Origin of the sequence: Sphingomonas cynarae (genome assembly GCF_039537815.1) — a bacterium.
GTDB lineage: Bacteria > Pseudomonadota > Alphaproteobacteria > Sphingomonadales > Sphingomonadaceae > Sphingomonas > Sphingomonas cynarae.
This window is the reverse complement of record NZ_BAABBF010000001.1, coordinates 1-23236: the sequence shown is the minus strand read 5'-3', so window position 1 is coordinate 23236 and position 23236 is coordinate 1. Positions and strand designations below refer to the sequence as shown.

At 64.9% G+C, this 23236-nt stretch carries 14 protein-coding genes; 9 read left to right on the top strand and 5 right to left on the bottom strand.

The annotated features are described in order from the left end of the window. Positions 1 to 81: 81 nt before the first annotated feature. The 3 genes from ABD719_RS00070 (at position 82) to ABD719_RS00060 (ending at position 5993) form a co-directional block, all read left to right on the top strand. Positions 82 to 1731: a CHAT domain-containing protein gene (locus tag ABD719_RS00070; RefSeq protein WP_344691072.1), complete on the top strand. Its 1650-nt coding sequence runs from the start codon at positions 82 to 84 to the stop codon at positions 1729 to 1731. A 228-nt stretch (positions 1732 to 1959) separates the two neighbouring features. Further along, on the top strand, positions 1960 to 3993 hold the full coding sequence (locus ABD719_RS00065) for an ATP-dependent nuclease (protein WP_344691070.1): 2034 nt from the start codon (positions 1960 to 1962) through the stop codon (positions 3991 to 3993). Positions 3994 to 3998: 5 nt separating this feature from the next. Beyond that, entirely contained in the window at positions 3999 to 5993 is a 1995-nt protein-coding gene (locus tag ABD719_RS00060; protein WP_344691068.1) for a UvrD-helicase domain-containing protein, read from the top strand. Positions 5994 to 6163: 170 nt separating this feature from the next. Here the strand turns inward: ABD719_RS00060 and ABD719_RS00055 are convergent, their stop codons facing one another. Both ABD719_RS00055 and ABD719_RS00050 read right to left on the bottom strand, forming a co-directional pair. Continuing rightward, positions 6164 to 6559: a lysozyme inhibitor LprI family protein gene (locus ABD719_RS00055; protein WP_344691066.1), complete on the bottom strand. Its 396-nt coding sequence runs from the start codon at positions 6557 to 6559 to the stop codon at positions 6164 to 6166. Between the two features lie 43 nt (positions 6560 to 6602). Further along, a complete protein-coding gene (locus ABD719_RS00050; RefSeq protein ID WP_344691064.1) occupies positions 6603 to 8663 on the bottom strand; it encodes a MobA/MobL family protein in 2061 nt (686 codons plus the stop codon). A gap of 44 nt (positions 8664 to 8707) precedes the next feature. Between ABD719_RS00050 and ABD719_RS00045 the strand changes: the two genes are divergently transcribed. The 6 genes from ABD719_RS00045 (at position 8708) to ABD719_RS00020 (ending at position 19289) form a co-directional block, all read left to right on the top strand. Further along, on the top strand, positions 8708 to 10576 hold the full coding sequence (locus ABD719_RS00045) for a class I SAM-dependent DNA methyltransferase (RefSeq protein WP_344691062.1): 1869 nt from the start codon (positions 8708 to 8710) through the stop codon (positions 10574 to 10576). Positions 10577 to 10649: 73 nt separating this feature from the next. Next, complete coding sequence (locus ABD719_RS00040; protein ID WP_344691060.1) at positions 10650 to 11750, top strand: Fic family protein; 1101 nt, start codon at positions 10650 to 10652, stop codon at positions 11748 to 11750. Beyond that, positions 11747 to 13045, top strand: coding sequence for a restriction endonuclease subunit S (locus ABD719_RS00035; protein WP_344691058.1), 1299 nt, complete (start codon positions 11747 to 11749; stop codon positions 13043 to 13045). The genes ABD719_RS00040 and ABD719_RS00035 overlap by 4 nt, the downstream gene beginning before the upstream one ends. A 56-nt stretch (positions 13046 to 13101) precedes the next feature. After that, a complete protein-coding gene (locus tag ABD719_RS00030) occupies positions 13102 to 13794 on the top strand; it encodes an abortive infection family protein (RefSeq protein WP_344691056.1) in 693 nt (230 codons plus the stop codon). Then, positions 13787 to 16999: a type I restriction endonuclease subunit R gene (locus tag ABD719_RS00025; RefSeq protein ID WP_344691054.1), complete on the top strand. Its 3213-nt coding sequence runs from the start codon at positions 13787 to 13789 to the stop codon at positions 16997 to 16999. The genes ABD719_RS00030 and ABD719_RS00025 overlap by 8 nt, the downstream gene beginning before the upstream one ends. 403 nt (positions 17000 to 17402) lie before the next feature. Then, positions 17403 to 19289 (top strand): DUF885 domain-containing protein, encoded by a 1887-nt coding sequence (locus ABD719_RS00020; protein ID WP_344691052.1) that lies wholly within the window; start codon positions 17403 to 17405, stop codon positions 19287 to 19289. Between the two features lie 21 nt (positions 19290 to 19310). Here the strand turns inward: ABD719_RS00020 and ABD719_RS00015 are convergent, their stop codons facing one another. The 3 genes from ABD719_RS00015 to ABD719_RS00005 all read right to left on the bottom strand — a co-directional run bounded on the left by ABD719_RS00015 (position 19311) and on the right by ABD719_RS00005 (position 22856). Then, positions 19311 to 19811, bottom strand: a complete 501-nt coding sequence (locus ABD719_RS00015) for a DUF2306 domain-containing protein (RefSeq protein ID WP_344691050.1) — start codon at positions 19809 to 19811, stop codon at positions 19311 to 19313. Positions 19812 to 19899: 88 nt separating this feature from the next. Further along, a complete protein-coding gene (locus ABD719_RS00010; RefSeq protein WP_344691048.1) occupies positions 19900 to 21624 on the bottom strand; it encodes a DEAD/DEAH box helicase in 1725 nt (574 codons plus the stop codon). Positions 21625 to 21689: 65 nt separating this feature from the next. After that, positions 21690 to 22856 (bottom strand): BaiN/RdsA family NAD(P)/FAD-dependent oxidoreductase, encoded by a 1167-nt coding sequence (locus ABD719_RS00005; protein ID WP_344691046.1) that lies wholly within the window; start codon positions 22854 to 22856, stop codon positions 21690 to 21692. Positions 22857 to 23236: the final 380 nt, after the last annotated feature.

The window sequence follows — 23236 nt, the reverse complement described above, 5'->3', positions numbered from 1 at the left end:
TGTAATGGGGATCCAACCACACTCAGCTTAGGTCGCCATTTATTATAGGTTCGTGTCATGCGCTTAGACGATCTCTACAAAATGACCGCGTTCATCTACCAGGACGCGAACGCAATTCGCAGTAAGGAGGCGACGTACCTTCATTTTGTCGAGGTCTGCGGGATGCTGACGCAGCTCGACCGTAAGAAGAAGCGCATCAAAGTCGACGTGACCTCGGCAATTTGCAAGGCGCTGGGCTGGTATTTCCCGCTCCTCGCAAAGATGGGTATCGCGAGCGTCGAGGAGCTCGTCTTCCTTAAATACCCCTACGCCTGTCCCTATTGCCGCGAGAAACCGCACAACGACGCCCGCTGCAAACTCGTCCGGGGGGCGGAGGCTACGGTGTCCCATGCCGATGTACTGAGGCTCGTTGACGAAAACCGCGCCTTGATGCCTGTCGACCTGAATGGCTGGCGGCGCATGTTCGCCGACATTTATCCCCGATCCATTAACGCTCCGACCGGGTTCAGCTCGGTGGCCCTTTTCGAAGAGCTCGGCGAGCTCGCGGAAGCCATACGGGTGTACGACAGGTATCCGCACTACTTTTATGGTGAGGCCGCCGACGTGTTTTCCTACATAATGGGGATCGCGAATGAATATGCACTTACTCTAGACGAGGATGCGGACCTCGATCTCCAGGCAGAATATGTCGCACGGTACCCCGGTTTGTGCATCAACTGCGGCTCGCGCTCGTGCATGTGCCCCGCGGTTCCCAAGGCGACCGTGGGGCGCATGGCAAAGGAGCTGAACGTCGACATGACGGGGCGCCGGATCGTTTCGTTCGACGCGTTCGCTCGCGACGGAGAGGCGGCCGCGAAGGCGGTCTTTGAAGGTTCGGGCTTTGACCCACGCGTGGCCCGCAGGCTTCCCTTTGATCGCGGTGACCTTAACGCGGCGCTAACTCAGCTGGCGTTTCGGCTTGCGAACGCTCTTGAGCAAACGGACTCAAGTCTTGCCGGACAGCTGCGCCACGAGGCGCTAGCAATCGACCGTGCGGAGCGCGGGACCGCTTCTCGCGACGGCGACGCCTCGTCGCTGATGATGCTGCTTCGCCGAGCATGGGGTGAAGCGCGGACGGACGTTCAGCGCGGCATCCGCGCCGAGGACGACCGCACGGACGAACTGACGCATCTGTTCGAGAAGCGCGTACTCGTGGTGACAGCCAACCCCGACGGCGAAACGGGTAAGGCCTTACGGATCGACAAAGAGATCCGTGCGATCAAAGGGGCCTTCAACCGGACGCCGGGCAACGTGCATGTCGAGCCACTTACGGCGGCCACGATCGACGACCTGCGGCGGGCGCTCCTCAATCAGCAGTTCGACATTATTCACTTCGCCGGTCATGCCGATCACGACGGCATCTCGCTTCTTGATGAGGCCGGTAGCGAAGTAACGTTGAGCTATGGAGCGCTGGCCGAGCTGACCCGACGACAAAAGAACGTCCAGTGCGTTGTCCTCAATGCGTGCCACAGCATGAGCGCCATCGAGGAGGCATTCGCCCCCCTCGTGGTGGGAATGATGGACGAGATCGACGATGAGGCCGCCGTGGCCTTCGCAATCGGCTTCTATGACGCCATAGCTGCTCAGCGCAGTCCAGACGACGCCTTTGAAGAGGGCGTCTTGGCGGTGAGGACCAAGAGCTTCCCAGTCGACCTAATCGTAAAGCTTCGCGCCGGGAAGCCGCGCGCGTGAACGAAGATAATTGCGGCAGCTTAGGCTGTCGGTTGAAGGCAGGTCGGCTTTCCCCCTTCCACCACGCAGAGGCCGCCAGTCCGCAGTCGGCCCAAGAGCTATCATCCTTGCATCCGGTGCGCCGAACGGCCGGAAATGGGCCGGAAGGTGACTGGCAGCTTCGGGTTGAGAATCGCGAGAAGCGAACTGCCTACTTGGCGGTAGTTTCCCTCTTAGAGGGATACTAGCGTGTATATTGCTGAGATCAGGATCGAGAACTTCCGTCTGTTCGGATCGGCCGACCGCGCCTTCCATCTTCCGCTCAATCCCGGGCTGACGGCGCTAGTCGGCGAGAATGACGCGGGCAAGACCGCGATCATTGATGCGGTCCGGCTAGTGCTCGGTACGCGCGACCAAGATATGCTGCGGGTCGATCCGGCCGATTTCCACCAGAGCGCGGCCTGTGCGGAACGCGCCGACCAGATCGCCATCCGCCTGACCTTCCGCGGCCTGACCGTTGCCGACCGTGGCGCCTTTGCCGAGTTCCTCAACTATGAGAGCGTCGGCGAACAGCTCGAGACCGCGCTGATCATCACTTGGATCGCCAAACGCAACACGAAGGAAGGCAGCTCGCGGCGGGTGCTTCCGCCCGAATGGCGCACCGGCGCCAATGGCGATGGTCCCCTATTGGACCTGGGCGCGCGCTCGCTTTTGACCGCGACCTATTTGCGCCCGTTACGCGATGCGGAGCGCGCGATGAGCGCCGGACGCGGATCGCGGCTGTCGCAAATCCTCCAGCACACCGCCGAAATTCGGAACACCGGCGTCGGCTTCGATCGTAACGCCAACCCGCCGGTCGAGCCCAAAGAGCTCAGTGTGCTCGGTCTCGGCGACTATGCCAGTTACCTGTTCGGCGAAAGCGAAGGCATCAAGCAGGCGCGCAAGCGGCTCAACGAAGAATATCTCGCGCCCTTGTCGTTTGCTGATGATTTGCTTCTAGCCCGCATCGGCGTCGCTGGAGCACAGGAGGACAATCTCAGGCTACGCCAGCTTCTCGAGAAGCTAGAACTGGCCCTTACGGCTTCGGCCGATGCGGACAGCCCACACAACCGCGGCCTCGGGTCGAATAATCTGCTGTTCATGGCCTGCGAGCTGCTGCTTCTCGCGGCTGAAAGCGACGGCTTTCCGCTACTGCTGATCGAGGAGCCTGAGGCGCATCTACATCCGCAGCGCCAGCTACGTCTCATGTCGTTCCTGCAGGCCCAGGCAAGCAAGCCCCGCGTCGATGGCCAGAAGATTCAGATCATTGTCACGACGCATAGCCCGAACCTCGCTTCGGACCTGCAGCTGGACAATCTGGCGCTGATCGACGGCGGGCGGGCATTTCCATTGTGCCGCGGCAAGACTCGGCTCAGCGCCTCCGACTATCGGTTTCTCGAGCGCTTCCTGGACGTGACCAAGGCGAATCTGTTCTTCGCGCGCGCGGTGATGATCGTCGAAGGCGATGCCGAGACGATCCTGATGCCGGTCGTCGCCAAGCTGCTCGGGCGCGATTTTCACGAGTACGGCGTATCGCTGGTCAACGTCGGTGGCGTCGGGCTTGGCCGTTATGCGCGCATCTTCCTACGCGAGAACCCGGAAAGGGATGGCGAAATCGGTATCCCGGTCGCCTGCGTGACCGACATGGACGTGATGCCCGACATGGCGCCATGGATCGTCGGCAAGCTCGAACCAGGCCAGCCGGTGCCGGCACGACCGCCCTCGCAGCGGCAATGGCGGATCAAGGCCGATTTTCCCGACGAGCAACTTGCCCAGCGCCGTACCGAACGCCGCGCCAAGGCGTCGGGCCAGCGGGTCGAAACCTTCGTTTCTGACGAATGGACACTTGAATACGACCTCGCCTTCCACGGGCTCGGGAAGCAGGTCTATCGCGCCGCTTCGCTGGCGCTGGCGGACGACGCACTCAACGCCGGCGGCGCAATACAGGCCGAGGTGATCGCAGCGGCCGATGCGGCTTATCAGGCTTTGGCCGAGGCCGGTAATGATCGGGAGACGCTCAGCTCTCACATCTATGCGCTGTTCGAAGCCGAGAGAGCATCAAAGGCGATTGCCGCCCAGTACCTCGCCGAATTGCTCGAGAACGAGGTGAAAGCTCGAACGCTTACCGCCCTAGGCTTGCGGCAGATCCTGCCGCCCTATGTCGTCGCGGCAATCGCGCACGTCACCGCGCCCTTCCCAGCGCCCGAGCCGACCGGCACCGCGGCACGGGTGGCGGCGGCCTGAAGCCGATGTTCAACGATATCATCCGGGAGCAGGACGTCGCCTGGGCGGCGGCGCTCATGGGACTGGGACCGGACGGCTTTGCGCCGGTCGGTGATGACAACAGCCGGCTCCGGGCCATGCTTAATCTCGACACGATCGATTTCGAGGCCTGTCCCGGGAGCGGCAAGACCACGCTGCTCGTCGCCAAGCTCGCCGTGTTGGCTAGGCGCTGGCCACAGCGAGACCAAGGTATCTGCGTACTCTCGCACACCAATGCGGCGCGCAACGAGATCGGTGCCAAGCTCGGCAATTCGGCTGCGGGAATTTCGCTGACCCGCTACCCTCATTTCGTCGGCACGATCCACGCGTTTGTAAACGAGTATCTTGCGCTGCCCTGGCTGCGCTCCAAGGGTATCGAAGTCCGATGTATCGATACGCAAATCGCACTCGCCAAGCGCTGGGGGCTCCTGCCGGGAAACACACGCTGGGCAATCCAAAAAGCCCGGCTTAGCGAAGGGTGCCTGATCTACACCCGCCCCGACTATGCGGGCGGCAGCACCGGAAAGTTCGGGCCGCAGACGCCGACCTACCAGGCGCTCCTCGAAGCGCGCCGCAGGGGCAGCGAACAGGGATACTTCTGCTTCGATGAGATGTTCGTTTGGGCGAACGAATTGCTCGACAAGCGGCCCGAGGCCGCGCTGGACTTACGGCGGCGCTTCCCGTTGGTGTTCGTCGACGAGGCGCAGGACAATAGCGAGGAGCAGTCTGCCCTCCTGCACCGCATCTTTTGCGCGGGTGAGGCTCCGTCACGCCGGCAGCGCTTCGGCGACTCGAACCAGGCGATCTATGCGCGCGTAGGCGTCGAGGGCGCTGCGACCGATCCCTTTCCCGGCGCCGCGGTCCAAGCAATACCACGCAGCTACCGGTTTGCGCAGCCGCTCGCCGATGAGGTGAAGGCGCTCGGCGTCGCGCCCCAGGATCTGATTGGTGCGGGGCCGCCGCCCGAGCACGGCACCGCGCACCAAGCGCCCACACTGTTTCTGTTCGACGATGCCAGTGTGCGGTCGGTGCTGCCCCGCTATGGCGCGCATCTGGTCGCGACCTTCGACGCTCATGTTCTCGACCGCGGCGTGTTCACCGCGGTGGCGGGCGTGCACGATCTCGACGAAGCTGGTCGGGTACCGCACGCGATGGGCCATTACGCCCCCGCCTATGATCCAGCCTGCGCGCGTAAGGAAGCGGCGCCAGCCAGCTTCGCGCAATATCTGGCTCGCGCGCGGTTCGCGATGGCAGGCAGCGGCAACAGCGACAAATTGGTCAATGCTGCGGCATCGGCGCTGCTCGCAGCGAGCGAACTGGCTGGCGGGACGCACGGGCGAATAGCGCGCAAATCGCCGCATCGCCGCGTAGTCGATCTCCTCACCGGCACCGAGGCCTATCCCGCTTATCTAGCCCTGATCGAGCGCATGCTCGCCGGCCGTGGCGAGATTGCGGACGCCGATTGGCAGGCGGTGGTGCGTCCGCACGCGGAGACGGTCGTCCGTCAGCTGAGCGGCGCCGAGGCGCTCGGCAACGCGGCGGCATTCCTCGCATCGCCGCAGGGCGCGCCAGCGCTCCATGCCGGCGCGGCGGCTATCGGCCGAACCGACAATCTGTTTGCCTATCCAGAGGACGTGCCGCAGGTTCGAATTCGGCTGGGATCGATCCATTCGGTCAAGGGCGAGACCCACACTGCGACACTCGTGCTCGACAGCTTCTACTTCGCGCATCACCTGAGCGAGCTTAAACCCTGGCTCCTTGGCGCGAAGGCGGGCGGGTCGCGTCTAAATGGCCGAGGCAATATGGTCGCCGAAGGTTCGCGGATGCTTGCTAGGCTGCGGCTGCACTATGTCGCGATGACGCGACCGACCCATCTCCTATGCTTGGCGATGCGCAAGGATGTCTTTGCCGCGGGAGAACTCGACATTCTCACGGGGCGCGGCTGGACTGTCATCGATTGCTGTGCGCCTGCGCAGGCTTGAGCATTCGAACGATAGCTTTCAGGAGCGGGCTATAGGTCTAATCACCGACATTAGGGCGCGAGCTGCGATAGCGGGCCATAAACAAACGTCCATTTACGTGAGCTCGCCGCTGAAAGCGGACGGGCCGCTATCCACCATGAACGCACGTCCGCGTCTTTGCAGATCCCATATCAATCCGGGCTTTTAGGCTTCGGCAGCAGCGGTGGCGTGCTGTCGGCATAGGTAAGCCAGTTCTGCCAGATGACCATCGCGCGCGCTTTGGTGATTCTCGTCCGACAGCCGAGCGCCATGGCACCTCGGATCGTGCCCTGGCTCCACCATTTATAGACGGCATCGCATTCGGCGTCGCGATAGGCGATCCACGCCCGTTCGGACACGCGCAGCTTTGCCAGCGCGGTCGTGTCTTGTTCCTTAGTGAGGCGCGCCACCGCCGTGGCGTAATATCGGTTGAGCTCGGTATCGGCGCGGGCAAGGTCCCCAGCGAGGCATTGCTCGACCTCCGGCGTAGTCGAACCTTCACATGGGTTGCCGGTCGCCAAGAGCAGCGTCGCGATGATGATCGACATATCTATTCCTTCCTCGGTCCCGGTCCCGCAAAGTGCTTCCGACTTACAATGTTTCGATCCGGCCGGCCGCACCCGGTTCCCTCGCAATCGACCGGATCGTCACCCGGTCCACCACGACCTGCACGGCCCAGGCAACGACAGCCAGCGCCGCCCAAGGCCAGCCACGGGTCACTCCCACCGACGCGAGCGACCTGGCGCCAGCCAGCGCGCCGATGGCTTGCAGCGCCTGCTGTTCAGAAACCATTCCGACGGGCGGAGCGAAATCGAGGCCAGCCATGAGCTTCAGGCGCGCCTTCCTTTCGCGTGCGATTTCCGTGAGGCGGGCGTCGATGGCAACGTGTCGCAGGTGCAATTTACCGATCGCTATAGCTGCCGCCTGGATGTCGGCCTCACCCGCCGCGATGGCGGCCTCGACCTTGGCAAGATGCTCCTCCGCTTCCTGCTTGCGCTTTTCGATCGCCCTACGGTGCGCGACGCTACCACTCACCTGGGCAAGGGACATGACGCAATGGTCGAGCGTCGCCTGCGCACGGGACCGCGCCTGGTGACGGAGGCGATCGTTTTCCCACGCCAGATCCCGTGTCTCCGCAAGCGCAAGCAGCACGGCGCGGCGTTCTACCATCAGGGCAACGCCTTCGGACAACCCAGCGACGCTCTTCGCCAGCACACCATCTTGTTGCTGCCAGGGCGCGAAGTAGCTCTCGGTCCTGCGTCGCTCGGCTAGCGCGGCGTATTGCCAACTGGCAGCCGCATTGTAGCGGCCGACCGCGGTCGGCACGCCCGCCCGCTCCAGCGCAGAGGCGCGGGTGCCGAGGTGGATCTCGGGCGTTTTCTCGATCCCAAGCGCCTCGTGCGACCGCGCATCGATCCGGCGCTGGATGCCCCGCAGCGCAAGCCGGTCGTTGCAGATGCCGGCGAAGCGTTCCCGCAGGTGTGGCACGAAGGCTTTGCCGGCGATCGCGGCGTTATAGTGCTCCGGCCGCTTGTCCGGCGCGAGGCTGCGGCTGACCTCGACGATCTTTTCCTGCCGGTGCGGATAGCGGACGCGGGTCTCGCTCTTGCGCTTGAACTCCTCGGCAATCTCGAAATCCCACTTACCCGGGCCGGGCATCCATTGGGCGGGGCGATCATGTGCGATGACGTGGAGGTGGAAGTTCCGCTTGTCGTTGTCCGGCCCCGGCGCGTGGATCACCGCGGTATACATCATGCCCGTGGATCGGCCCTCCGCGTCGCGGGCGAACGAGCCGAGATGGTCGCAAAAGTTGCGAACGATGGCGGCACGATCGGCGGCGCCGAGTTCATGCGGCAGCTCGGCGACATAGCGATACTGCGTTCGGCCAGCGGAACCAGGCGTGAAGATGACCGGCGGATCCTCGTCCGGCCAACCCGGCGCGCGCCGTAAGACGTCGAGGATCGCCGCGCAGGCAGGCTCATCGGCGCGGTAGCGCTTCGGCTTGAACGACTTCGGCCTTTTTCGGTTGGCTACCCGACGCTTCCGCTCGGCACGGCAATGGGCGAGGAAATCCGGAGGCAGGTCGTCGGCCGCTACCCTTTTCAACCACCTGCCAATAGCGCTGGCGTCGATGCTCAGCCCCTCATGGCCCAGCCTTTCGCAGCGGTCGACCGCCTCCCAATAGGCACGGCGCCGGCCGGGATCGTCTGATATGTTGCTAACGACGAGCGGTCGATCCGCAACCTCGACCGCATCGCCGCGCTCGACATAGCCGGCGTGATCGAGCGCTGATCCGGCCTCCACAGCCTCGAACCGCTCGACATAGGCTGCATGATTTGCCGCCACGGCGCCCGCTGTCGTGACACGCGACGGCCGGGTGACGCTGCAGCAATGGAAGTGGAAGCTGCTCGTCATCCCATCCGCCGCCCGCGGACGACCCGGGCGGGGCAGCGGTGCGCTGAAGTCGGCAGCGATCTTCCACGCGCTTCGGCCGCTGGTGGGCCGGTTCGCCGCCTCTTCCTTCGCTTGCTCCTTGATCCGGACCCGCCCAATGAGGAGCAACTGCTCGTCTTCCTCGCGCGCGCGCAGCAGCCCGGCGAACCTGCCATTCGCCGCTTTGATCCTCTGACTGATCGCCCGCTCGCCGACCATCCCGCGCCTCCGGCACGCCGTGCCCACGGCGTGACGGCATCAGTGTGGAATGGATCGGCACCGACCGCCATACCCCCCTCGTGACGGCAGCCGTCACCTTCCGGATCACCCGCCCGCGGGTGAGGAGGAACGCGCCCGCCGGGCGCCATCCGGACCCGGCAATCGGGGCCGCGCACCAGAGTCGCTCGGGGCTTCCCCAGCGACGCGGAATTGCGCCTAAATTTCCTCATCCTCCGGTAAAACCTCCGCCACATCCAACGCGGTCTGGCGGCACAGTCCCTGGCCGGGTATCGCTTCGCGCGAGCAGCATTGGGACGATGATGGCAAGAGCGGCGAAGAAGACGGCGGTAGGCGGTGATCTGGGTTTCGAGGCGGAGCTCTTCCGGGCCGCCGACAAGCTGCGCGGCAACATGGAGCCGTCGGACTACAAGCATGTCGCGCTCGGCCTGATCTTCCTCAAGCACATCTCCGAGGGGTTTGAGGCGAAGCACGCGCAGCTGCTCGCCGAATATCCCGAGGGTGCCGAGGACGAGGACGAATACCGCGCCGACAATATCTTCTGGGTGCCCAAGGGCGCGCGCTGGTCGCATCTGCAAGCGAGCGCGAAGCAGCCCGGCATCGGCAAGGTCATTGATGATGCCATGCTAGAGATCGAGAAGGTCAATCCAGGGCTTAAGGGCGTGCTGCCCAAGGATTATGCCCGCCCGGGCCTGAACGCCGTGATGCTGGGCGAGTTGATCGACCTGATCTCCGGCATCGGTTTCAAGGACGCCGGCAACGCATCACGTGACCTGCTCGGCCGCGTCTATGAGTATTTCCTCGGCCAGTTCGCCGGCAGCGAGGGCAAGCGCGGCGGCGAGTTCTACACGCCGCGTTCGGTCGTCCGGACGATGGTCGAGATGCTCGAGCCCTATAAGGGCCGCGTCTACGATCCGTGCTGCGGCTCGGGCGGCATGTTCGTTCAGTCGGAAAAGTTCGTAGAGAGCCACGGCGGCCGCATCGGCGACATCGCCATCTATGGTCAGGAATCGAACCACACGACGTGGCGGCTAGCGATGATGAATCTGGCGGTGCGCGGCATCGACGCCGACATCCGCTGGAACAGCGAGGGGAGCTTTCACAAGGACGAGCTGCCCGACCTGCGCGCCGATTATGTGCTCGCCAACCCGCCCTTCAACATTTCGGACTGGGGCGGCGACCGGATCAAGCAGGATGCGCGCTGGCAGTTCGGTCCGCCGCCCGCCGGCAACGCGAACTTCGCGTGGCTCCAGCACATCCTGCACCATCTGGCGCCCACCGGCACCGCGGGCGTGATCCTAGCCAACGGGTCGATGTCCTCGACCCAGAATGGTGAGGGTGACATCCGCCGCGCGATGGTGGACGGCGACGTCATCGACTGCATGATCGCGATGCCGGGCCAGCTCTTCTATTCGACCCAGATCCCGGTGTGCATCTGGTTCCTAGCCAAGGACAAGTCGAACGGCATCGGCCGCGACAAGAAGCTGCGCGACCGTCGCGGCGAGATCCTGTTTATCGACGGGCGCAAACTCGGCCACATGGTCGACCGCACGCGCCGCGAGTTCAGCGACGACGACATCGCGAAGATCGCCGGCACCTATCATGCGTGGCGCGAGGGGGAGGGCTATGCCGACGTTCCCGGCTTCGCCAGCGCGGCCAGTCACGACGTCATCGCCGGCCACGGCTACGTCCTCACCCCCGGCCGCTATGTCGGCGCCGAGGATATAGAGGCGGACGCCGTTCCCTTTGCCGAACGCTTCGCCGCGCTACAGGCGACGCTGGAGGAGCAGTTCGCCGAAAGCGCGCGATTGACCGATGTCATTCGTCAGCGGCTCGCAAGCGTGATCGTGTCGGACGATGTGGCAACAGATTTGGCACGTTCCGAAGACGTGTAAAGAAAAGCCCATTTCCTTTACACGTCGTGTGGGACGTGCGAAGAAATCGCACGTTTCTTTCATGAGGCCGTCGATGCTCAAAGCCAGCTATGTCATCCCCGACCTGCCGCCGCCGGGCGTGCAGGAAACGGCGGCGGTACTGCGGGCGCTGGCGCAGGCGCACCGGCATCTGGCCGAACTGAAGGGCCGTGCCGCAGCGATCCCCAACCAAGGCATCCTGATCGACACGCTGGCGTTGCAGGAGGCCAAGGCCAGCTCGGAGATCGAGAACATCGTCACCACGCAAGACGAACTGTTCCGCGCCAGCGTCTTTCCCGAAAACCCGTCGTCCGCCGATGCGAAGGAGGTTGCGCGCTATGCGGAGGCGTTGCGCGAGGGCTTCGTGGAACAGCGGCGGCTGGGCGGCCTGCTGACGAACAACATGATCGTCGCCATGTTCCAGATGCTGAAACGCACCGACGAGACGTTCCGCACGACGCCGGGCACCGCACTGAAGAACGACCAGACCGGTGAGATGGTCTATGTCCCCCCGCAGGAGGGCGACGCGGTGCGCGCGCAAATGGGCGCGCTGGAACGATTCATCAACGAGGATGACGCCAGCGACCTTGACCCGCTAGTGAAGATGGCCATCATCCACCACCAGTTCGAAAGCATCCACCCGTTCAGCGATGGCAACGGCCGCGTCGGGCGGATCATCAACATGCTGTATCTGACGCACAGCGGGCTGTTGGATGTGCCGGTACTGTATCTCAGCCGGTGGATCACCGGGCGCAAGGGCGACTATTACCGGCTGTTGCAGGCCGTGCGCGACACGCGCGGGTCCGCTGACGCTTGGGAAGCATGGCTGCTCTACATGATCCGGGGCGTCGCGCAGACCGCCAAGGACACGCTGGCCCTGATCGAAGGGATGCGGATGCTGATGGCCGATTACAAGCAGCGCATCCGCGCCGACCATCCGAAGGTCTATTCGCAGGACCTGCTCAACAACCTGTTCCGCCACCCCTATACGCGAATCGAGTATGTCGAGAAGGAACTTGGCGTGTCCCGACCGACCGCGACAAAGTATCTCGACACGCTGGCGACGGCGGGCTTTCTGGACAAGCAGCGGATCGGACGGAATAACTATTATATGAACCAGCGGCTCGTGGCGTTGTTTGTGGATGGGGCGGCATGATGGAAAACTGGCCTCGATGTCTTCTTCCAGAGGTTGTCACCTTTCAGGAAGGACCCGGCATCCTCGCAAAGGATTTTCATGAGACCGGAATACCGCTGGTGCGACTTTCCGGTCTTGGTGGATACGAGGTCACATTGGATGGCTGCAACTACGTATCCGAGGAAAAGGGCACCACAAAGTGGAAGCACTTCAGGTTAAACAAGGGCGATATCCTGATCTCAACGAGTGCTTCGTTCGGTAGACCGGCGGTCGTCGGTGACGAGGCCGTCGGCGCGCTTTTCTACACAGGTATCATAAGGTTTCGATCATCGTCGCCGAGGCTGGACGAGGGATACCTAAAGCTGTTTCTCGGCTCTCAACCATTCTCGCTACAGGCGAGCGCTGTTGCATCAGGAAGTGTGATCCAACATTACGGTCCATCGCATCTGAAGCGCATGACAATCGACCTACCGCCAATCGTGGTGCAGCGGCACATCGCCGCAGTGATTTCCGCAATCGACGAAAAGATCGAACTCAACCGGCAGACGAACGAGACGTTGGAGGCGAGCGCGCGAGCGTTGTTCCGGGACTGGTTCGTTGATTTTGGCCCCACCCGCGCCAAGGCCGAAGGCCGCCCCGCCTATCTCGCCCCCGACCTCTGGTCCCTCTTCCCCGGACAACTTGGCATTGACGGCGTGCCGGAAGGGTGGAGCGTATACACGCTTGGTGATCTGGCTGATCAGCACACCGGATCGATCAATCCAGCGAGAAGCGGCGATGAAGTGTTCGAACATTATAGCCTGCCGGCCTTCGACAACGGCGCATCACCATCGCTAGATCGAGGCGACACGATCAAGAGCAATAAGACATTGCTCCCGGCTAACGCGGTTCTGCTTTCGAAACTCAATCCCGAGATTTCCCGCGTATGGATGCCGACATCGGCGAAGGACGCGAAGCAGGTCGCCTCAACCGAGTTCCTTACCTTCGTACCGAGGGCACCAGCTGGACGAAGCCTGCTATTCGCGATGTTCCGCGATGCGACTTTCCGGCAGATCATGGAAGGTATGGTCACTGGCACATCGAAAAGCCATCAGCGCATTTCGCCACCGGCGCTTCGAGCTGTCAATGCATTGACCGGAGCGCCGGCAATATTCGAGGCCTTCGAGCGCTTCGCATCACCTATGATGGAGCAGATGCTGGCGAACCGGATTGCATCCCGCAGCCTCGCCGGAACGCGCGACGCGCTCCTCCCCGAGATGATGTCCGGAAAGATTCGTGTAGCGGACGTCCGGTCGCAAGCTAGCACGTCACTGTGAGCGAGACATGGTATCCTGGAATAAAAGCGTTCTGTTCCTACTGGAAAGACGCCGCGATGCTTCAGCAGACATTCGAGACTTTGGAGCAGGAGTTCGCATCCGATAACGACGCCTGCATCGATGCTGCCAAGGCGATCGTCGAATGTGCGTGCCGGGTGATATTGGCAAACCTCGACGATCCCACATCTCCGCTGACCCCACCGGAGCAGAACCCAGACTTCGGTGCTTGGCTCAGTTCGGCAGTGCGCGTCCTACATCTTGACCAGGTCAGAGACGCGTCATTCCGGAAACTGATCTCGCAGTATCATAAGCTTGCGACATCTCTGGGCGATCTCCGTAACACGTCTGGAGCGGTCAGTCATGGCAGAGACGGGTTTCTTCTCAAGCTCAGCGTGCATCAGCGGCGGGCGGCGCTCCTTGCTGCGGACGCCATCATCATGTTCCTGCATGAGGCATATCTGGAACATGAGCCCGAGTTGGTCAGAACGCGAGAGCCATATGAACGCTTCGCCCGCATGAACGCCCTCATCGACCGCAATGTGGGCGTTGCCGCGCTCGAATCCGAATTTGATGCAGCGGTGGACATCACCATTTCACTGCCGAACGACGACGTAATCACGCTGACCATTGAAGCATCTCGCCTCCTTTTCGAGTTTGACCGCGACGCTTACGTTGCGGCGCTGATCGCCAGTCGCGAGGCAGATGCTGACACCAGGAACAGCGACATCGTGGACGTGAACCATGGCTAAACTCACCGAGTCCATTGTCGAGGAAGCCGCGCTCGCTTGGCTCGCGGAACACGGTTGGCAGGTCGCCTATGGTATCGACGCCTCGCCCGACGGCAAGGCGCCTGAGCGCGGCACCAATAGCGACGTAATCCTGCCTGCCCGCCTCGCCGCCGCGATCGACCGCCTTAACCCGCATATTCCCGCCGACGCACGTGCCGACGCGATCCGCAAGGTGATGGCGGTCGAAATGCCGTCCTTAGTGGAGGAAAACCGCCGCCTCCATCGGCTAATCGTCGAGGGCGTACCGGTCGAATATCATGCGCCGGACGGAACGATCCGTGGCGATCGCGTGCGGCTGGTCGACTTCACCGCATCAGGCGAAGGCCTCGACGTGAACGACTGGCTGGCGATTAACCAGTTCACCGTCATTGAGCGCGGCCACACCCGCCGGCCCGACATCGTGCTGTTCCTCAACGGCCTGCCGATCGCGGTGATCGAGCTGAAGAACCCCGGCGACGAGAACGCCACTTTCACCGGCGCCTACAACCAGCTTCAGACATACAAGCGCGAGATCGGATCGCTCTTCCGCACCAACGCGCTGCTAATTGCGTCGGACGGCATGACCTCGCGGATCGGGTCGCTCACCGCGGACCAAGAACGCTTCATGCCGTGGCGCACCGTTGACGGCGAGGACATCGCGCCCAAAGGGCTGCCCGAGCTTGAGGTGATGATCGCCGGCGTACTGGATCGGCAGCGCCTGCTGAAGCTGATCCGCGACTTCACCGTGTTCGGCGAGGGCGGGCGCGGTATCGTGAAGATCATCGCCGGCTACCACCAGTTCCACGCTGCCCAACGCGCCGTTGCCGCGACGTTGCGCGCGGTGCCGGGTGTCGCGGCAGACAGCGCGATGCGGGAAAGCCCATTGCGCTACGGCCTGCCCGACGCCGCCGCGCATCCTGATGGCGACCGCCGGATTGGCGTGATCTGGCACACGCAAGGCAGCGGCAAGAGCTTTCTAATGGCCTTCTATGCCGGGCTGCTGGTTCGCGAACCCGCGCTGGAGAACCCAACGATCGTCGTGATCACCGACCGCAACGATCTGGACGACCAGCTGTTCGCCACATTCGCGATGTGCGCCGACCTGATCCGCCAGACGCCGATCCAGATCGACAGCCGCGAAGACCTAACCGACCGGCTCGACCGCGCATCCGGGGGGGTGATCTTCACGACGATGCAGAAGTTCGCGCCGCCGCCGGGGACCAGCGACTATCCCGCGATCAGCGACCGCCGCAACGTCATCGTCATTGCCGACGAGGCACACCGCTCGCAATATGGCTTCCGCGCGCGGATCGATCGCAAGACCGGCGAGGTGGCCTATGGCTTCGCCAAATATCTGCGCGACGCACTGCCCAACGCCTCGTTCATCGGCTTCACCGGAACGCCGATCGAGAAGGACGACGTCAACACACCCGCCGTGTTCGGCGACTATGTCGACGTCTACGATATCAGCCGCGCGGTCGAGGACGGCGCCACCGTGCCGATCTATTACGAGAGCCGGCTGGCCCGTATCGAGTTGCCGCCCGAGGAACTGCCGGTCATCGATGCCGAGATCGACGGCCTGACCGAGGACGAGGCGACCAGCGAGCAGGAACGGCTGAAACAGCGCTGGTCCGCGGTGGAGAAGCTGGTCGGATCGAAGAAGCGACTGGAGATGGTCGCCGCCGATCTGGTCGCGCATCTGGAGGATCGGCTCGCGGCGATGGACGGCAAGGCAATGGTTGTCTGCATGAGCCGCCGCATCTGCGTCGCGCTCTATGACGAGATCGTTGCGCTACGGCCCGAATGGCACAGCGACGACGACAAGACGGGCGCGGTGAAGGTCGTGATGACCGGCTCCGCTGCCGACGTGCCCGCGTGGCAGCCGCACATCGGCAACAAGGCGCGGCGCGATCTGCTGGCCAAGCGGGCCAAGGACCCGGCCGATTCGCTTCGCCTCGTGATCGTGCGGGACATGTGGCTAACCGGCTTCGACGCGCCGTCGATGCACACCATGTACATCGACAAGCCGATGCGCGGTCATGGCCTGATGCAGGCGATCGCGCGTGTGAACCGCGTGTTCCGCGACAAGCCGGCGGGGCTGGTAGTCGATTACATCGGCATCGCTCAGAACCTGAAGAAGGCGCTCGGCCAATATTCCGCATCCGACGCGGCCGAGACCGGCATTGACGAGGCCCAGGCGGTCGCGGTGCTGCTCGAGAAGTTCGACGTGGTGCAGGCGATGTTTCACGGCTTCGACTGCACGCCCGGTATATCCGGCACGCCGGTCGCGCGGCTGAAGTGTCTGGCCGAAGCGATCGAGTTCATCCTCGCCCGCCAGCATGAGGCCGCGATCAAGGAGACGACCGACGAGGCCCGCAAGGCCGCTCACCGCCGCTTTCAGGATGCAGTGTTGGCTCTGACCAAGGCCTTCGCCCTGGCCGCTGCCAGCGACGAGGCCCGCGAGATCCGCGACGACATTGCCTTCTACCAGACGATCCGCGCCGCGCTCGCTAAGACGGGTGGCGGCAGCGGCTCGACGAGCGACCGCGACTTCGCCGTCCAGCAGTTGATCGACAAGTCGGTGGTGTCGACCGAGATCGTCGACATTTTACGCGCGGCCGGCCTGACCACGCCCGACATCTCGATCCTGTCCGACGATTTCCTTGCTGAGGTGAAGGCGATGGAGCGCCCGAACTTAGCGCTGGAGGCGCTGAAGAAGCTGCTGGGCGACCAGATCCGCTCCCGCAGCCGCACCAACACGGTCGAAAGCCGCCGCTATTCCGAACGCCTGACCGACGCCATCGCCCGCTACCACACCAACGCGGTCAGCACGGTCGAGGTGCTGCAGACGCTGATCGACCTCGCCAAGCAGATTCGTGCCGAACAGGCCCGCGGCGAGGCGGAAGGGCTGACCCCGGAGGAGATCGCTTTTTACGACGCGCTCGCCGACAACGAGAGCGCCGTCGACATCATGGGCAACGACAGCCTGAAGGTGATCGCCGCAGAACTGGTCAACAACCTGCGCGCCAACGCCACCGTCGACTGGTCCCACCGGGAGAGTGCCCGGGCCAGGATGCGTGTGCTTGTGAAGCGCATCCTGCGCAAATACGGCTATCCACCCGACCTTCAGGACGCAGCCGTCCAGACCGTGATTCAGCAGGCCGAATTGCTCGCAGGGGCGTGGTGACCACGCGCACCGGTAAGGCGGGAACCTGCTTTCAGCGGTTTACAGGGGCCCCGCTAAGCTATTGATTTTGCGATGGCCAATTTTGCGCGGTTTACAGCAAAAACCTCAGAATTCCGCCATTTCATGTAGCTTGGGAAGCTTCTGCTCTACCATTGAGCTACACCCGCCAACCCCTTGAGGCGCATGGCCTTCGTCGGGAACGATCGCTGGCGTGCCGACATCGTGTGATCGGTCGGCCGGTCGTCGTGGATGCCGCATAACCGAAGGGCGGGGGCGGCACAAGCGTTCCGCTTTTCGAAAACGGGGGCCGGTCGCGCGATTTCGCTGCGGGGCATTTGAGTGGTGGTGCGGGTGCCGGGCGCGGTTATGCTGCGAGCGGAATGGCAGCAGGGAAAGTGGCGGCGTGGATATTGGCAGGCGCGAAGTGATCGTGGGGGCGGGTGCCGTCGGCGTGGCGGCGGCGGCATGGCCGACCGGGGCGGAGGCACAGGTTGGTCCCGGCGCGCCGGGCACGCCGATGCCGGGCGATCGTGCGGCGTCGGCGGGACTGGCGGGCATCGCCGACGCCTTGCTGGCGGACTGGCCGGAAGCGGCCCTGTCGCTGGGGATCGACAAGGGCGAGCGGATCGCGTTGCGCGGCCGGCTCGCCGATCGCAGCGCCGCGGCGGACCGGGCGCGGGCCGGGCGCTGTGCCACGCATCTGACGGCGTTGAAGCGGATCGACCGGCGCGGTCTGTCGCCGGCCGTGGCGATGGATGTCGACACGACCGAGGCGGCTCATGCGCTGGCCGACGAGGGGTGGCGGACAATGCCGGTCGGCGAGGTCGCGGTGCTGAACCCGTCCGCCAGTTTCCGCAATTCGCCCTATCTCGTGTCGCAACTGGGGGGCGCCTATGCCGATGTGCCCGATCTGCTGGAGAACAAGCACGAGGTGGCGGGTGCCGCCGATGCCGAAGCCTATCTGGCGCGGCTGGACCAATATGCCCGCGCGCTGGACGGCGAGACGGCGCGTATCCGCGCCGATGCCGCCGCGGGCGCGGTCCCGCCGGTGCTGGTGATCGACCTGACGATGGGCCAGTTGCAGGGCATCCGCGCGACACCCGTGGCGGATTGGGCGATCGTGGCGACGTTCGCGGCCAAATGCACGAAGGCGGGGCTGCCGCCGCGCCATGCCGAACAAGCGGCGCGATTGTGCGCGGCGCGGATCGCGCCGGCGCTCGACCGGCAGATCGCGGCGTTCGCGGCGATGCGGCCGGGGGCCAGCGCGGTCCCCGGGCTGTGGCAGCGGCCCGGCGGGGGCGGCTGGTATCGCTGGCTGGTGAAGGCTGCGACCACCACCAACGAGACGCCGGAGGCGATCCACGCGCTGGGGCTGGAGCAGAACCGCGCGATCAACGCGGAGATCGACACGCTGCTGAAGGCGCAGGGCCTGACCAGGGGGACGGTGGGCGAGCGGCTGTCGGCGCTGTCGACCCGGCCCGACCTGGTCTTCAGCAACGACGATGCGGGGCGCGCGAAGCTGCTCGCCTATCTCAACGGCCGGATCGCCGATATCCGTACCCGCCTGCCGCGCGCGTTCGGCAGCCCGGTGAAGGGCAGTCTGCTGATCAAGCGGGTGCCGCCCGCGATCCAGGACGGCGCGCCCAACGGCTATGCCGGGCCGGGATCGATGGACGGGTCGCAGCCCGGCCTTTACTACATCAACCTGAAGACCACGGCGACCTGGCCGCGCTATTCGCTGCCGACCCTATGCTATCACGAGGGACTGCCCGGCCATATCTGGCAGGGCGAGTACAGCTATCGCCTGCCGCTGATCCGGTCGCTGCTGGCGTTCAACGCCTATTCGGAAGGGTGGGCGCTCTATGCCGAGCAACTGGCCAGCGAACTGGGCGTGTATGATGACGATCCGCTGGGCCGGATCGGCTATCTCCAGTCGATGAACTTCCGCGCGTGCCGGCTGGTGGTGGACACCGGGATGCACGCCAGGCGCTGGACCTTCGAACAGGCGCTGGCCTGGTTCCAGGCGGCGACGGGGATGCCGGCGGTGCAACTGACCGCCGAACTGCAACGCTATGCCGCGATGCCGGGGCAGGCCTGCGGGTACAAGATGGGCCATAACGAGATCAACCGGCTGCGCGGGAAGGCGCAGGCGGCACTGGGCGCGCGGTATGATCTGAAGGCATTCGACGATGTCGTGGTCGGCACCGGCAACGTGCCGCTGACGCTGCTGGAACGGGTGGTGGATCGCTATGTCGCCGGGGCCGGGGCCGGGGCCGGGGCGCGGGGGTAGGCGAACGGGGCGGCTTGGGTATCAGCCGAACAGCCAGTGCCCCAGCAGCCGATCGAAGGGAAAGGTGAAGAAACCCGCGATTAGCAGCGCCCCCGTCACCATGCCACGCACCGCGCGACGATGCCGGATCACCTGGCGTCGCCGCGCGGACCACCAGATCAATGGCACCTGCACCAGTGTGAACAGCGACAGGAGATGGATGATGCCGAACCCGCCGGCGGTACGAATACCCAGCGACAGAAGCGCCGTCGCGATCATCGCCCCAGCCCATAGCCGGCCCAGCCCACGATGGCGGGCATCGCCGCGCTTCCCCAACAGGATCACCGGGGTCAGCGCCAGTGCGACGACGATCGTCGCCAGATGCAGCCAGATCAGCAACGGCACCCAGTCCCATTCCGCCGCGCCACACACCAGTGCGGCCGTGACGGCGACGAGCAGGACGACGGCGCCGGCCGATAATATCCGCTCATAACCATCGGCGGCCAGCGGATGCCTGTCGATGGTCGGTGCCAGCGTCGCCATATCGTCGTCCCCCCGGATCGTCAGATCAGGATAACGGAGGGCGTCAATCCGGTCAAAGGGCGGGGCAGCGACACCCCGCCCGGTGTCGTCAGCGACGCGGCGGCGTCGGCTTGGCGCGGTAGCGGGCGCCGCCACCGGCGCCGCCCCGCGGACCGCCACCCGCATTCGATCCGCCGGCATTGGACGGACGACCGCGCGGGGCGCCACGCGGCATCGACGGCGGACCGTCCGACGCGGTGATCGCGATCCCGCTCTCGTCGTCGCCACCATGTGACGACTTGGCGGCGGCAGCGGCGAAGCGCGTGGCGATCGGGCGGGGGATCTGCACGAACGTCTCGGACGGGCCGATCCGGATCGCGCCGATCTCCTCGCGCGTCACATGGCCGCGGCGGCAGAGCAGCGGCAGCAGCCAGCGCGGATCGGCATTCTGACGGCGGCCGATGTCGAGCCGGAACCAGACGGTATCGTCGAAGCCGGGGCGATGCCCGTCCTCGCGCCGCTGCGGCTCGTTGGCGCCATCCGCCATCTCTTCCGGGTTGGGCATGCTGGCACGCAGCGCGCGGACCAGCATCGCGGCGACGTCCTCGGGCGACTTCGTCTCCAGCAGCCGCTGGCCGAGGGCGCGATCCTCGTCGTCCAGCTCGACCGGTTCGGCCAGCTTGGTCAGCAACCGCTCGCGATCGGCGCCGCGAATGTCGTCGGCGGAGGGGACCGGCACCCAGTTGGCCGCGATCCGCGCGCCGCGCAACATCATGTCGACGCGGCGGCGCTTCGGATAGGGGACGATCAGCATCGCGGTGCCCTTGCGCCCGGCGCGGCCGGTGCGACCCGAGCGGTGCTGCAACGTCTCCGCATCGCGCGGCAGCTCGACATGGACGACCAGGCTGAGGCCGGGCAGATCGATGCCGCGCGCCGCCACGTCGGTGGCGACGCAGACGCGGGCTCGCCCGTCGCGCAGCGCCTGAAGCGCGGCGTTGCGCTCGTTCTGCGAATGCTCGCCCGACAGCGCGACCGCCGCGAACCCGCGCTCGACCAGGCTGGCGTGCAGGTGGCGGACATTGTCGCGCGTGGCGCAGAACAGCATCGCCGTCTCCGCCTCGTGGAAGCGCAGCAGGTTGACGACGGCATGTTCGATATCGGACGGCGCAACCGCGACCGCCTGATACTCGATATCGCCGTGGCCGCGATCCTCGCCCACCGTCGAGATGCGGACGGCATCGCGCTGATAGGTCTTGGCCAGCGCGACGATCGGGCGCGGCAGCGTGGCGGAGAACATCATCGTCCGACGCTCGGTCGGGGTCGCGTCGAGAATCTGTTCCAGATCCTCGCGGAAGCCCATGTCGAGCATCTCGTCCGCCTCGTCGAGCACGGCGACGCGCAGGGAGGACAGGCGCAGCGCGCCGCGTTCCAGATGGTCGCGCAGGCGGCCGGGCGTGCCGACCACGACATGCGTACCATGGCTGAGCGCGCGGCGTTCGCGGCTGGCGTCCATGCCCCCGACGCAGGTGGCGATGCGCGCGCCGGCATAGAGCCATTCCAGTTCGCGGCTGACCTGCAACGCCAGTTCGCGCGTCGGGGCGATCACCAGCGCCAGCGGCGGGCCGGCAGGCGGGAAGCTGCCTTCGACCAGCAATTCGGTCGCCATGGCGAGGCCGAAGGCAACAGTCTTGCCGGAGCCGGTCTGGGCGGACACGAGCAAATCGCGGCCGCTGGCCTCCGGGGCGATGACGGACGACTGCACGGGGGTGAGCTGGTCGTAACCACGGGCGGAAAGCGCCTCGGCAAGAGACGCGGGGAGATTATCGGGAAGCATCGAATTCCAATATGGGGGCTTTCGCCCGCCGGACCAGCGCGTATCGTGGTCGTTGGCGTATAGCCCTAAAGCGCGTTGCCTGTAGCCGATCCGCTCGCCCATGCCCATTGAAAATTGTAACCGCCCAGCCAGCCCGTAACGTCGACCGCCTCGCCGATCGCGTAAAGCCCTGGAACACGGCGTGCTTCCATCGTGCGGGACGATAGTTCGGCGGTGCTGATTCCCCCCACCGTCACCTCCGCCTTGGCATAGCCCTCGCTACCATCGGGGCGGAACGGCCAATGGCCGAGTCGCGTGCTGGCGGCGCGCAGCGCCTTGTCGGGGATATCGGCCAGCCGGTCCGCGATCTGCAACCGCCCCGCCAGCGCGTCGGCCAGCCGGTCGGGCAGGCCAAGGGCGCGGCGCAACGAGGCGCGGGGCTGGGCGCGCTTCAGGTCCACCAGCCAGTCGGCGTCCCGATCGGGGGTGAAGTCGATCGCGACCGTCTCGCCGTGCCGCCAATAGGACGACGCCTGCAGGATCGCGGGGCCGGACAGGCCGCGATGGGTGAACAGCGCGGCTTCCCGGAACGCGGCCTTGCCCGCCTGCGCGACGACGGTGGCGGAAACGCCGGCCAGTTCGCGGAACAAGGCCTCGTCCGGCCCCAGCGTCAGCGGCACCAGCGCGGGGCGGGGCTCGACCAGCTTCAGGCCGAACTGCTTGGCGAGCCGGTAGGAGACATCGGTGGCGCCGATCTTGGGGATCGAGGGGCCGCCGGTCGCGACGACGAAGGCGGGGGCGGTGACGGTGCGGCCGCCGATCGCGACCCGGAAACCGGTGCCGTCATGCTCGACCATGGCCGGTTGCCCGAAGGCGCGCTCCACGCCGCCCAGTTCGCATTCGCCCATCAGCATCGCGACGATCTGGCGCGCCGATCCGTCACAGAACAACTGGCCCAGCGTCTTCTCGTGCCAGGCGATGCCATGCCGCTCGACCAGTTCGATGAAATCGGCGGGGGTGTAGCGGCCGAGCGCGGATTTCGCGAAATGAGGGTTGGCAGACAGGAAGCGATCGGGCGCGGTGCCGGTATTGGTGAAGTTGCACCGTCCGCCACCCGAGATGACGATCTTCGCGCCGGGCTCGGCGGCATGATCGACCAGCAGGATACGCCGCCCCCGCTGGCCGGCGACGGCGGCGCACATCATTCCGGCTGCGCCGGCACCCAGGATGATCGCATCGTAGCGGGCGGTCATGATGGGCGATGGCCGTACTGCATGGGTCCGCCTACGCGCGCCGGGCCGTTCGGAAAAGCGTTGTCGCGCAAGGCGTCCGCCGGAACTTTTTCATCGCGGCGCCGAAAAACCCTGTTGACGTCAAACTGTCATGGCCGTAGAGGGGTGTCACCGCAGGGGCTGGCTGGAAGGTTGGTTTGGCGGTTTCGACAGCGACGGGATGTTGGCTTGATCCGGAAACGGAGGGAGTTGGCGTGCCGGGTATTGTTGTCGATTCTTTGACATTGTTGATTTAGATGAAGGGACATGTGGGCGGCGGCCTGCGGGATGTCTGGCGTTATCAAGGCGTCGGATGTGTCGTAAGCACTAAGCTGTTCTCACAGGTCCTTCACGTATCCATA